Source organism: Kitasatospora sp. NPDC057542 (assembly GCF_042801945.1).
GTDB lineage: Bacteria > Actinomycetota > Actinomycetes > Streptomycetales > Streptomycetaceae > Kitasatospora.
Window position 1 is genome coordinate 1 of record NZ_JBHVFE010000236.1, and the last position, 13,273, is coordinate 13,273.

General features: G+C 73.4%; 6 protein-coding genes and 1 pseudogene. 3 read left to right on the forward strand and 4 right to left on the reverse strand.

The features are described from left to right. The 3 genes and pseudogenes from ACFU7Y_RS26280 to ACFU7Y_RS26290 form a co-directional block, all read right to left on the reverse strand. Nucleotides 1–650: pseudogene (locus ACFU7Y_RS26280) on the reverse strand (hypothetical protein); the annotation flags it as partial. A 109-nt stretch (nucleotides 651–759) separates the two neighbouring features. Next, complete coding sequence (locus tag ACFU7Y_RS26285; RefSeq protein ID WP_224276591.1) at nucleotides 760–1,488, reverse strand: peptidase inhibitor family I36 protein; 729 nt, start codon at nucleotides 1,486–1,488, stop codon at nucleotides 760–762. A 758-nt stretch (nucleotides 1,489–2,246) separates the two neighbouring features. Further along, nucleotides 2,247–3,029, reverse strand: a complete 783-nt coding sequence (locus ACFU7Y_RS26290; protein ID WP_224276593.1) for a hypothetical protein — start codon at nucleotides 3,027–3,029, stop codon at nucleotides 2,247–2,249. Nucleotides 3,030–3,431: 402 nt separating this feature from the next. On the opposite strand from ACFU7Y_RS26290, the gene ACFU7Y_RS26295 reads away from it, so the two are divergent. Beyond that, entirely contained in the window at nucleotides 3,432–4,526 is a 1,095-nt protein-coding gene (locus ACFU7Y_RS26295) for an ADP-ribosylglycohydrolase family protein (protein WP_380769843.1), read from the forward strand. A 235-nt stretch (nucleotides 4,527–4,761) separates the two neighbouring features. On the opposite strand, the gene ACFU7Y_RS26300 is transcribed toward ACFU7Y_RS26295, so the two are convergent. Then, the gene (locus tag ACFU7Y_RS26300; RefSeq protein WP_380769844.1) at nucleotides 4,762–5,832 is read right to left on the reverse strand and encodes a LysR family transcriptional regulator; all 1,071 of its coding nucleotides are present in this window, start codon (nucleotides 5,830–5,832) and stop codon (nucleotides 4,762–4,764) included. 145 nt (nucleotides 5,833–5,977) lie between these two features. Between ACFU7Y_RS26300 and dnaE the strand changes: the two genes are divergently transcribed. Continuing rightward, nucleotides 5,978–9,580, forward strand: a complete 3,603-nt coding sequence (dnaE, locus tag ACFU7Y_RS26305; protein ID WP_380769845.1) for a DNA polymerase III subunit alpha — start codon at nucleotides 5,978–5,980, stop codon at nucleotides 9,578–9,580. A 183-nt stretch (nucleotides 9,581–9,763) separates the two neighbouring features. Further along, a complete protein-coding gene (locus tag ACFU7Y_RS26310; RefSeq protein ID WP_380769846.1) occupies nucleotides 9,764–13,129 on the forward strand; it encodes a hypothetical protein in 3,366 nt (1,121 codons plus the stop codon). The last annotated feature ends 144 nt before the right edge of the window (nucleotides 13,130–13,273 follow it).

Here is a 13,273-nt window from a genome sequence, read left to right on the forward strand (position 1 = left end):
GGGCGGCACGTCGTGGCCGCCCGGCGGGCGTCGGAGACGATGCCGCCGGGGGTGGCGCCGGGGCGGAAGCAGGCGGTGGCCACGCCCGCCGAGTTGAACAGCACTTCGACGCCCGGGTCGTCGTCGGTGGTGGCGTCGTCGGAGAGTTGTACGGTGAGCTTGGTGCCGAGCTCGGTGATGTAGGGACGGCCGTTCTGCAGCATCAGCACGGAGTTGGCCGGGCGCAGCCCGACGGCCTTGCCGGTGACGGGGTCGTAGACGTAGCGGCCTCCGCCGGCCTCGCTGAGCAGCCGCCCGTTCTTCACCGAGGTGCCGCCGAGGTCGCCGAGGTAGATCCGGTTGGCCTGGTCCAGGACCACGCCGTCGTCGAAGTAGCCGCCGTTGACCCCGAGGTAGGGGCGTCGGCTGGTCACGCCGGTGGTCTGCTCCAGCATCTCCTGGACGGTCTGCGTGGTGTACATGCCCTGGCCGATCGAGCCGTCGAAGGTGATCGGGGCCCGGCTCGGGTCGATGTCCATGACGTTGACCGTCCACGTCCGGTCGGCGTCCTGGTAGACGGTGCGGGTGATCCCGGGGAAGGGCGTGGTGGTGGCGGCCTGGGCGAGGGTGATGGCGCCCAGGACGATGTCGGTGTCCGTCGCGCCGGCCATGCCGCTGCCGGGGACGGCGAGGACGGAGGCCGCCCAGGCCGAGGGCGGTGGCGGTCCGGATCGCGGCGGTCCGCCGCACGAGGGTGTGCTTCATGAGAGGGCTCCCGGTTCAGCAGAAGTCGGTGGCGGGGCGGCCGTTGGCGGCGACGACCAGACGGTCGGAGCTGAGCGTGCCGGCGTAGGGCGTGGGGACGAAGGTGCTGTCGCCGCTGAGGACGACGAAGGCCCGGTAGCCGGCGCCGTTGGCGGTCCAGGAGCCGGTGAGCCCGCTGTCCGGGTAGAAGCAGGCGTGCTTGGCGGTGTGGTTGAAGACGGAGACCGTCCGGTTGTCCCATTCGGTGCCGTAGTCGCGGACCTCGTTCTCGGTGAAGGAGGTCATCGCGCCGCGGCCGCTCTCCTCCGCGAACAGGCAGAGCTGCCCGGTCTCGCAGCGCTCGTAGCCGGTGAAGCAGCCGGCCTTGGACTTGGCACCCTTGAGGGAGGTGACCTTGTTGTCCAGGTGGGTGCCGAGGTCGGCGAGGTTGGCCTGCCCGCCGGGCCGAACGGCCTGGACGGTGCCGCCGTAGGCGCCGTCGGAGTAGAGGCAGGCCCAGTAGGCGGACCGGTTGTCCACCGAGCGGGCCCGGTCGTTCCAGGCGGGGTCGACGCCCTGGACGGGGACACGGGGGTCGTTGGCGAGCTCGGCGCCCTGGCCGCCGTCCTGGTCGTAGAGGCAGAAGCCGCCGACGGCGCAGTGGCTGGTCCAGCTTGCGGCGGTGGCCCGGGTGCCGGGCAGGAAGGCGAACACGAGCGCCACGAGCAGGACGCCCATGACGGCGCGCGGAAGGTGGTGCCTCACGGCTGAGTTCCCCTTTGGGTGAAGCGGTGGTTGAAGTGGTGGTTGAAACTGGGTGAAACGAAGGGTGTGGACCGGTCAGGGAGCGGTCTTCGTCGGGGTGTCGGCGTTGTAGTCCGCGGGGCCCGGCGATCTGAGCGGTGCTCAGGATGCCCTGGCAGGCCCGGACGTCGTCCAGCGCACCGGAGAAGTGCTCGCCCCAGGAGCCGGCACCCCCGTCCTGGCGCCGCCCCGAGCAGTGCCCCCACGGTCGGCGCGGCGGCGAACCAGCCGTGCGCGAACCGCCTCCACCTTGTTCCTTGCACTGTTTCCCGATTCGAGATCGACCGGCATCGTGAAACGAGGACGCCGATTCCGACCTTCGGAGAGGTTCGCGGAACGGTGAAATCAACGGGGGTGTGGTCGGAATCGGGAACATCCCGCCCGGTCGGGCATCGGGTCCGCACGCGAAATCCCGGGCGTGCCGTCGTGTGCGTCCCGTGGAGGCCGTTTCCTCGGCGCCAGGGCAGAACTGTACGGCTCGCGGGCGGTCGGCAGGCTTCGGCGGCCCGTCCGTGCGCCTGTCTCACGGCTGTCTCACGGTTTTGAACTGTTGTTATGTAAGTGGCGAAGGCGTCGAATTGGAGACACCGAAGAGGGGTCGGAGGGTGCGGTACGGCGATCGGGGCGACCGGCCCACCCGGAGAAGGCGCAGTGCCGCACCCAACGCCGCTGGCGGGCGGCAACGACCCGGCGAAGCGGACCGTGACAGCGGACGTGCGTCAGCACACCCGGAGGTCGGTCACGGGCTGGTTGGCCACCTCGTAGCGGCACAGGCGGTCGTTGACCCACAGGGCGACGTCGATCTGTTCGCCGGGCCTGGTCAGTTCGGCGGCGAGCCGGTCGGAGAAGGCGTCGAGCTCCTCGGGGGCGACGTGGCGGCCGGTGAACCGGGCCGTGTGCCGGACGGGCAGCTCGTCGGCGCGGTAGGCGATGTCCCACGGGACGCCGGAGGCCTCGGCGAGTGCGGGGATGAGGCGGGCGGTCCGGGCGGGGTCGGCCGGGGCCGGGTGCAGGTTCGGGGTGAGGACGGCCGGGAGCGTGGACGTGGTGGGGGCCTCGGCGGCCCACCACACGTCCAGCTCGACGGCCGGGCGGGGCTCGGGGCCGAGGGCCGACCGGACGTCGGTCCAGTAGCTGGTCAGACTGTCGGCGTCGACGTAGAAGGCGCTCTCCACCAGCCCGGTGTGGCGCAGCCGGGCGATGATCTCCCGGCACTGGGCGCGGAGGACGGCGAACGTGTCCTCGGGGTAGGGAGCGGTCTTGGAGGGGGAGAGGTGGAGCCAGTGGTCGTAGGCGTACCCGAAGGTGCGGGAGGGGTCGACGAGGTCGCGCGGGTCGGTGGAGACGGTGACCCACATCCTGCTGCGGCCGTCGGCCGAGACGATCTTCCCCCAGGTGCCCGACCCGTTCCGGGGGGTGATGCCGAACAGTTCGGCCAGCTCCTCGGCGGACGGTGCCCGGCCCTCGGGCCAGCGCAGGTACAGGCCGGCGTCCACGGACATGGGGCGCGCTCCTTCGGGGTGACGGACGGGGTCGGGGCTCGGATGCTACGGGTGTGAAAGGTCGGTCTGCCAGCGGATTTCGCTGTCCTGGAGAACGGCGAGGCGGCAGGTCGCGCCCTGCCGCGGCCGCCAGGCCGTCCGCCCGCCGGGGAAGGTGTCCAGCGGTTCGGGTCCGCTGTGCCCGCGGCGGGCTTTCTTCTTCTCCCGTGTCGGTTGGTGCCGCCCGCTCGCCCACGGGCGGCACCAGCTGCGGACGGTGCCATGGCCCGGAACCCTCCGACGCGTTGAGGTTGTGTCATCGCAGCGCTCGCGCACGCCAGTATGATCATCGCCGCATATCGGCTCGGGGCCGGAGCGACCGGGGTGAGGGGCGGACATGTAGGTGCTGGAGAGGCAGGGGGGATGGTGGGGAAGACGGCCGTGAGCGAGGCCCGGGTGCGGGGGCTGGTACTCGGGTCGGCGTTGGGAGACGCGGCAGGGGTGGTCCGGGGCCGGTGGCCGGCCGAGGGGCCGTTGCGGATCGGTGTCGGTACCCAGCTGGCCGCCTTCACCATCGAGGGGGCGATCCGCGCCTCGATGCGGCTGAACCACAAGGGCATCTGCCATGCGCCGTCCGTGATCTGGCATGCGTACTGCCGCTGGGCCGTCCTGCAGGGCATCGAGCCGGACCGGATCTCCGAGCGCTGGACGCGCGGCGCCGGCGGCCAGTGGCCGGACGGCTGGCTCGCTCAGGTGCCCGCTCTCGGCGAGCGCCGCGGCTCGGCGCCGGCCACCGTCGCCGCCTTGACCGGGCTGACGCAGGGGACTTTGACGCAGCCGGTCACCGAGAGTCGGGGCGCCCACGCGCTCACCCGAAGCCTGGCCCTCGGACTGCTGCAGCTCCCGGCCGGTCCGGACGCCTGCGCCACGGTGATCCGGGAGACGGCCGCGCTCACCCACGGGGCCGCGGACGCACAGGACGCGGCTCTGGGGGCGGCCGAACTCGTCTCCCGCTGCCTCACCGAAGACGACCCCTTTCGGGCATGGACGGCCTCCCTGCCAGGCCGTGGCCATCCCACGGATGAGCTGGTCCGTTCCCTGCCCATGCCGTACTCGGCGAGCCCGGACACGGTCCTGGGCCTGCTGAAGGCGCCCGGCAGCGTCCCGGATTCCCGGCAGCTCGCCTGGCTGGCTCCGGACGCGACCGCCTCCGCGGCGCTGCTCGGCGCCCTCCTCGTGGTTTCCCGCTTCCCCGGCCCCGACACCGTGGGTGCCGCCCTCCGCTTCGCGTCCGGTGCGCCGGACGGCGAGTCGGTGGCGTCCACCGCCGGCGCGCTGCTGGGTGCCGCGCACGGCGTCGACGCGTTGCCCGTCGAGCTGTTGAGTCGACTCGAAATCGCCTGGGTGCTCGATACCTTGGCGCGCGACCTGCTCCAGCAGTACGTCGACTCGCCCGGTGGCAGCGAGTACGTACCGGCCCGCGACCCGCACTGGTGGAACCGCTATCCCGGCGGGTGACAGCGCGGCGCAAGACGTGGCGACCGGAGGGCGCCGTCGGGCCGGATGCTGCCGGGCAGGTACTCGGGATGGTCCGCTCGGAGATTGACGACGCCGCCCGGGACGCCGGCCGGCTGGTCACCGGAACGACCCGTCCCGCACGGTCCCGGTGTCGGTGGTGTTCGGCCTGGCCGCCCGCCCGTCCCACGACCGGCCTGGTTCGGCCAGGACGGGTCCCGGTTCCGGTCCCGGGCCGTCATCGCCTGTCGCACGGGCTGGTTCCGGGTGCCCCGGGCGCACGAGAGGCGTCCACTGCCGGCGGAGCTGCCGGATCCGCGGACGGTGCGGTGAGGGGCCGGTCGGCGCGGGTCGGGGGCGGGGCCGGCACCGCGACGGCCTCTGTGGCCAGTCCCGGCACCCAGGTGGTGCCGTCGTCCCGGTGCGGTCGCACCGCGGTGAGGTAGTCGCGCAGGGCGGCGAGGGCCGGGTGGGGGTTGTCCGCGTGCCAGAGGAGCGAGTGGGGGTAGACCGGGGTGGGGTGGTGCAGGGGGATGCGCCGCAGGTCGTGGCCGGGCGGCCAGACGAGCGGGGTCCGCTCGCCGAGGAAGGTGGCCAGCGAGTCGGAGCCGGCGATGGTGTCGAGGAGTGCCTCGATGCCGAAGTCGGGTCCGATGGTGTCGAGGGTGATGCCGAAGGCGGCCGCGAACCTGTCGTAGTAGGCGGCCCATTCGGTTCCGGGGGCGTTGCCGGGCATCCAGGCGCGCTGTCCGGCGAGCTGCACCGGTGTGACCGCCGCGGCGCAGGCCAGGGGGTGTGCGGGGCCGACGCACAGCTGGAGGGCCTCGTCGTACACCGCGATGCGTTCGATGCCTTCGGGCAGAGGGCGCCCGGGGGCGAGGACGGCGCGGAAGGTGGCGTCGACGGAGCCCGCCCGCAGGGCGGCGACGGCCTGGTCGAGGTCGAAGAGGGTCACCACGTCCAGGGGCAGGTCGGGACGGGCGGTGTGGAAGTCCCGCAGCAGCCCGGCGGGGCCGACCCGGTGACCGACCACGTCGACGCGCAGGGCGCGGGCCCCCGGGCGCACCGACGCGGCCGCGCGTTCCTCGGCCCGGAGCAGGGTGCGGGCATGGGGGAGGAAGGCCTGGCCGTCGACGCTCAGCTCGACGCCGCGCCCCGTCCGCTCGAACAGCCGCACCCCGAGGTCCTGTTCCAGGACGGCGATGCGCCGGGAGACGGCCTGCTGGGTGAGGCGGAGGTCGTCCGCGGCCCCCTGGAACCGGCCGGCCTCGGTGACGGCGACGAACGTGCGCACAGCGTTGAGATCCACACCTGACAACCTACCGATACAAGCATCGCTTGTGGCTCACCCGCCGTCTGGTTGTTTGATCCCCCGTCACTGCCTCGATTTAGATGATCCGGGCCAACGGACGGTTGTACCCGACAAGACGCCCCGGTCAGGAGGTGGCCCACGCATGCCTGGTCCCGGTTCCTTCGTCCACCTGCACAACCACACCGAGTACTCGATGCTGGACGGCGCCCAGAGCCTGCGGCCGATGTTCGGCGAGGTGGCACGGCAGCGGATGCCCGCCGTCGCGATGAGCGACCACGGGAACATGTTCGGGGCCCACGAGTTCGCCCGGGTCGCGAAGGACTTCGCGGACGTCAAGCCGATCATCGGGATCGAGGCGTACGTGGCTCCCTCCTCACGCTTCGCCCGCACACGCGAGTTCTGGGGGCAGGGCGGCCGCCGCGCCACGGGCGAGGACGGAGAGGGTTCCAAGGACGTCTCCGGCGGCGGCCGCTTCACACACATGACCATGTGGGCGAGCACCGCCCAGGGCCTGCGGAACCTGTTCTGGCTCAGCACACAGGCCAGCTACGAGGGCCAGTTCCCGGCGGGCAAGCCGCGGATGGACCGCGAGCTGATCGCCGCACGGCCGCACGGCATCATCGCCACCACCGGCTGCCCCTCCGGAGAGGTCCAGACCCGACTGCGGCTCGACCAGTACGACGAGGCGAAGGCCGCCGCCGCGGCCTACCAGGAGATCTTCGGCCGGGAGAACTACTTCCTGGAGCTGATGGACCACGGCCTGCCCATCGAGCACGGCGTCCGCCACCGACTACTGCGGCTCGCCCGCGAGTTGGACATCCCCCTGCTGGCGACCAACGACGCGCACTACACCACCGAGGACCAGGCCGACGCCCACGACAACCTGCTGTGCATCGGCGTCGGCAAGAACAAGGACGCCCCCGACCGCTTCCGCTTCAACGGCTCCGGCTACTACCTCAAGACGCCCAAGGAGATGCGCACACTCTTCGCCGAACTCCCGCAGGCCTGCGACAACACGCTGCTCGTCGCCGAGCGGATCGAGTCCTACGGCGAGGTCTTCGACCACGTCGACGAGATGCCGCAGTACCCGGACGTCCCCGACGGCGAGACCCAGGAGTCCTGGCTGCGCAAGGAGGTCCTCAAGGGACTGGCCGCCCGCTACGGCGACCCGGTCCCCCCGCACGTGCTGGAGCGCTTCGAGACCGAGATGACCGTCATCGGCCCGATGGGCTTCAGCTCCTACTTCCTGGTCGTCGCCGACATCTGCCGCTTCGCCCGGGACAACCGGATCCCGCTCGGCCCCGGCCGTGGCTCGGCCACCGGATCCATCGTCGCCTACGCCACCCGCATCACCGAACTGTGCCCGCTGGAGCACGGCCTGCTCTTCGAGCGCTTCCTCAACCCCGAACGCATCAACCCGCCCGACGTCGACCTCGACTTCGACGACCGCCAACGCGAGCGCATGGTCCGCTACGTCATCGACAAGTACGGCGACGAGTACACCGCGCTGGTCAACACCTTCGGCAGGATCAAGGCCAAGAACGCCATCAAGGACTCCTCCCGCATCCTGGGCTACCCCTACGCGCACGGCGAGCGCATCACCAAGGCACTGCCGCCCGACCAGAACGGCAAGCCCGCCCCGCTCGCCGCGATCTTCGACCCCGCCCACCCCCGGTACGCGGAAGCCGGCGAGGTCCGACGGCTGTACGAGAACGAGCCGGACGTGCGCCGCGTGATCGACACCGCCCGTGGGGTCGAGGGCCTCACCCGCGGCACCGGCGTCCACGCGGCCGCCGTCATCCTCTCCAAGACGAAACTCACCGACCGCATCCCCCTGCACATGCGCGCCGCCGACGGCGCGCGGATCACCGGCTTCGACTACCCCTCCTGCGAGGCCATGGGCCTGGTCAAGATGGACTTCCTGGGCCTGCGCAACCTCGGCGTCATCGACCAGGCCATCGAGAACATCCACGCCAACCGCGGCATCCGACTGGCCACCGTCGCACCCGCCACCCGCGAACCGACCACCACCGTCATCCCCCTCGACGACGCCAGGACGTACCGGCTGCTGGCCGACGCCAACACCCTCGGCGTCTTCCAGCTCGACGGCGCCGGCATGCGCGCCCTGCTCAGACTGATGGAACCCACCCGCTTCGAGGACATCGCCGCCGCCAACGCCCTCTACCGCCCAGGCCCGATGGCCGCCAACGCCCACACCAACTACGCGCTGCGCCAGAACGGCAAACAGGAACCCACCCCGATCCACCCCGAACTCCACCAGGCCCTGGAGCCCATCCTCGGCTCCACCCACCACCTGCTCGTCTACCAGGAGCAGATCATGGCCATCGCCCGCCAACTCGCCGGCTACACCCTGGGCGGCGCCGACATGCTGCGCCGGGCGATGGGCAAGAAGAAACCGGAGGTCCTGGCCGCCGAGTGGGAGAAGTTCCACGCCGGCATGCGGGCGGGCGGCTACTCCGACGAGGCGGTCAAGGCCCTGTGGGACGTGATGCTGCCGTTCTCCGGCTACGCCTTCAACAAGTCCCACACCGCCGGCTACGGCCTCGTCTCGTACTGGACCGCCTACCTCAAGGCCAACCACCCGGCCGAGTTCATGGCCGCCCTGCTCACCTCGGTCGGCGACGACAAGGACAAGGCCGCCCTCTACCTGGCCGACGCCCGGCGCAACCGGGTCCGCGTCCTGCCGCCCGACGTCAACGAATCGGTCGCCGAGTTCACGGCCGTCGGCGACGATGTCAGGTTCGGCCTGCGCTCGGTGCGCAACGTCGGCGACGGCGTCATCGAGGCGATCACCGACGCCCGCCGCAACAAGGGACGCTTCACCTCCTTCGCCGACTTCCTCCACAAGGTCGAGCTGCCCGCCCTCAACAAACGAGCCGTCGACTCCCTGATCAAGGCGGGCGCCTTCGACTCCCTCGGGCACACCCGCCAGGGCCTCGCCGCCGCTCACGAGAGGGCCATCGACGCGATCATCCCGGTCAAGAAGGCGGCCGGCTTCGGCCAACACGACCTCTTCACCGGCCTCACCGCCACCGACGACACCTCAGCCGCCCTGGGCCTCGACATCCCAGTCGACGACACCGAATGGCCGCGCCGCCAACTGCTGGCCACCGAACGGGAGATGCTCGGCCTCTACGTCTCCGCCCACCCCCTCGACGGCGCCGAGCACGTCCTCGCCGCCGCCCGCGACTGCTCCATCGCCGACCTCCTGACCTCCGGCCGCACCACCGGCGACGTCCGGCTCAGCGGGCTGATCACCAGCCTCCAGCACAAGGTCACCAAGAAGGGCAACCCCTGGGCCGTCGCCACCCTGGCCGACCGCGACGCCGGCCTGGAGGTCCTCTTCTTCCCCGCCGTCTACCCGCTCGTCCGGCACGCCCTGGCCGAGGACAACGCCATCACCGTCCACGGCCGGATCGAGGACCGCGACGGCAGCCTGAACCTCCACGGCAAGGAACTCGCCCTGCTCGACCTGTCCGCGGCCGAGCACACCGGCAGGCCGCCGGTCCGGCTCCTCCTGCCCGCCCACCGGATCACCCCACAGTCCGTCGCCGAACTCAAACGGATCCTCGCCGCCCACCCCGGCGACACCCCGCTGCGGCTCGTCGTGCGCGACCCCCGCAAGACGACCGTCTACGGCCTGCCCGCCACCGTGAACGCCACCACCATCGTCTCCGACATCAAGGCCGCCTTCGGCGCCGAGGCCTGGGCGGGCCCGGCATGACACCCCTGACCGGACTCCCGCCCGCCGTCGAGGTCAAAACCCGCCCATGCGTTCCTCACAGCGGTGGACGCCGGTCCGGCGCCGCGCGAACCCGCCGTCGGCCGTGGCCGCCCTCCGGCCCACCCGGGCCGGGCGGCGGAAATCCGGTGGGAGACACCCGCTCCGCCCGGCCAGAATGACCGCATGCCGCACGAAGCCGATCAGTTGCTCGCCGACCTCGACCCGCTCTCCCACCCGGAGCGCCAACGGCTCCTCGCCCGCAGGGCCCGGGAACTCGACCCCGACGGCGAGCTTCCCGGGCTGCTGTCCGACCTGGAACGCTCCGGCGTATACGGCCGGCGGCTGGCCGCGCTCGCGGCATCGGCCGGCCGCGCCACCGGCCACCTGACCGAGCGGCTGACCGACCCCGACCCGGTGGTCCGCGGATACGCCCTGCGCGCCGCCCGCACCCAGGGCATCCCGGACGAGGCGATCGAGGAAGCCTTCACCGGCGCCTCCTGCACCCTGCGCAGGCAGCTGACCCGGGTCGTCCGGCACGGCCGCCGACACCGGCTCGCCGAGCGGCTGGTGGGCCGCCTGCGCGCCGAGTGGGGCGACGCCGAGGCCGCCCGACTGCTCTCCGCCTGCAGCCCCGCGTTCGTCGCCCGGACCCTGCCCGACCTCGCGCACGCCGCACCGCTCGCCCCCCTCGCCGCACGCTTCCCGGACGAGGTCCTCGACCACCTGGAACAGGTGCTCGCCGAGCGCCCCGAGACGTTGCGGCTGGGCCAGTGGCCTGCCCTGGCCGACGCCCTCGGTGCCACCGTACGGGCCCGCCCCGAACGGGTCCTCGACCTGATGGAGCGGTTCGGTCCGGACCTCCCGCTGCGCCGTGATCATCTGCCGCCACTGGCCACCGCGGACGCCGAACGCACCGTCCGCATCCTCGCCGACCCGCGGCGCGGCGCAGCCGGGCCGTACACCACACCTCCCACGAGCGGCACACTACGCCGACTCGTGCGCGCCGACCCGCCCTCACTCCCCGCCCTCGGCCGCCACTGGCTGGCCGCGCCCCGCTGCTTCGCCGCCCTGCTGCGCACCCTTCCGCCGGGCCGGCGCGACGCGTTCCTCGACCTCGTGTACGCCGACGTCCTCCCGCGGGAGGCCGAACTGTCCTTGCTGCTACCGCTGTTCCCGCACGCCCGCCGCCATGCCGAGGCACGGCGGCAGGTCGCCGCACGCCGCGCCGAGGGCCGCCCCTGGGCCCAGATCGCCCCCGTCCTGGCCTACCTGCCCACCGAGGAGGCCCAGCCGGAGCTGCGGGCGGCCCTTTCCCGCCCGGACGCCGACGACCGGGCCGCCGCCTGGACGGGCCTGCTCGCCAACGCGGCAGCCTCCGACGACCGGGCCGCCATCCAGGACACCCTCGGTCTGCTCGCGCGGCTGCGCAACGAGCAGGACCCGGTGCGCTGCGCGGCGCTGACCGCGCTCGTCCAGGTGCCCGCCCGGTTGCTGACCCCGGCGGCGGTGCCCGTCCTCGACGCCGCCGTGCGGGACGCGGTCGACGCCCGCGACTGCTCGTACGCCACCCGAGCCGCCCTGCAGCGGCTGGTCGCCGAGGTGCTGCGCGAGCACGCCGTCGCCGACGGGGCCGAGCTGGTCGACTGGGCACTGCGGAGCCTGCGGCGGATCGCCGGGCAGAGCGGCACGGTCGAACTCGGCCGACTGGAGCACCGGCTGCGGCGGGGCCAGGAACACGCCGTGTTCGCGACCCTGCGGCCATGGCTGGACACCATGGCCGACACCGCAGAGTACTGGCTGTTGTTCGCCCTGGCCCGCTCGCTCGGCCGACGGGCCCGAGGCGTCCCCGAGCTGCAGGAACTCCTCCTGCACGCCCTCCGGTTCGGGTCGGACGGCGCGTTCACGACGGCCGCCGCCCTGTGGCTGGACGACCCGCGCACCCGCGGCGCCCGGGTCGCCGAGATCCTCGAACTCGAGCCCTCCGCCGCCGTCCTGTCGCCGGTGCAGAACGTGCTGGCCGAACGGCGCACCGACCTGCTCGACCCGCTCCTCGCCCCCGTGCCGCCGTACGGGAGGTTCCTGAAGCGCCCGGAGCGGGCGACCCTGCCCCCTACCTGGTCGGCGAGCCGCTGGACCCCGAGCCAGTGGCGGGCCGCCGTCCGGCTCTCCGCCGCAGCGGCCGGCGACCCCACCCGGCCGCTGCACGGACGTGCCGCAGCCGTCCACGCCGCCGCCGCGATCCCCGAGTACGGCGAGGCGGTCGTCCGCGCCCAGGTGGACTCCGCCGAGGTGGTGCTCGCCGAGGCTGCGCTCGCCGCACTGGCCTGGACGGACCGGCCCGCCGACGCGCTGTGCGACCTGCTGGCCCACGCGGGCGGCGACCGCGCCCGGGTCGCGGTGTACGCGGCCGCCCGGGCCGCTCGGTTCGCCCCGCCCGGCGAGCTCGCCGAGCACCTCGGCGGTCTGCTGTCCGGAGCACAGGGCAGCAAGGTGACCAGCCGCAAGGAGGCCGTGCGGCTGGCCGCCGAGCACCTGCCGCCGCAGACCGCCGCCGACCTGCTGGTGGCCGCGTACCGCGTCGAGGGCCAGCACCGCGACGTGCGCGCCGCGGCGGTCGCCTTCACGACCGGCCTGCTGGACGCCGAACCGGTCTGGGAGCTGCTCGCCGACGCCGCCGGGCAGGCCCCGCCGCCCGTGCGCCGCGCCGTCCTGCGGGCCGATCCGGCGCACCTACCCGAGGCCCACCGTGCCCGCTACGCCCACCTGGTGGCCTCCGTCGCCGCTGCGGCCGACCCGGAGGTCGCGGCGCCCGCCCTTGCCGCGCTGCCGCGGTGGGCCGCCTGGGCCCCGGAGACCGCAGACGTGGCCCGACGGGCCGTCACCGACCCGGCCAACCGCGGCGGCTGGCGGCAGGCCGCAGGCGCCGTCCGCGCGCTCGCCGCCTCCGGGCTGCCACACCCGCTCGGCGGCGCCGCCCCCGGCAGCCTGCTGCACCGCACCCTCGCCGAACTCGCCACCGCCGCGCGGACGGACGACCTCCACGCCGGGGACGACCGGGACCTGCCGGCCCGCCGGAGGCTGGCCCACCTCGCCGACCTCCCCGCCGACGACCGGCACCGGCCGCTGCTCGCCGGCGCCGCCGACCTGCTCGCGGCCGAACCCGACCTGGCGGGAGTCAGGGCGGCCGCGCTGCGCCGGCTGGTGGACCCGGCGGCTGGACCGCAGGCGCTGGCAGACGCGCTCGGCGCGCTCGCCGACGCCCACCAGGGCCGGCCGGCGGCAGCCGCGCTCACCGCGCTGACGCTCCTGCGCGAGCACGCCTCGGGCCCACTGCCGCCGCCCGGGACACTCGACGCGCTGGCGCGGACCGCCCGCCGCAACGGCGACACCGGCCCGGCCGCCGGACTGTTCGCAACAGCGCTGACAGAGGCGTTCGGGGATCGCCTCGGCTGGCCCCAGGAGTGGCAGGCCCTGCTGCGCGAGCTGCGCCACCACCCCTCGCCGGACGTCCGCGAGCGCGCCCTCGCGGCCGTCATCCATCGGGAGTGATCCGCGGCCGGGCCGTCCGATGCACGGCGCCCGAACATCACGTGGCTGCCCGCCCTGCTCGCGCAGGGCCGTGAAGACCCGCTCCCATGTGCCGTCGATCGCCACTCCGCGATCGTGCGTGCCCACCGGAACGCGGCCGGGGCC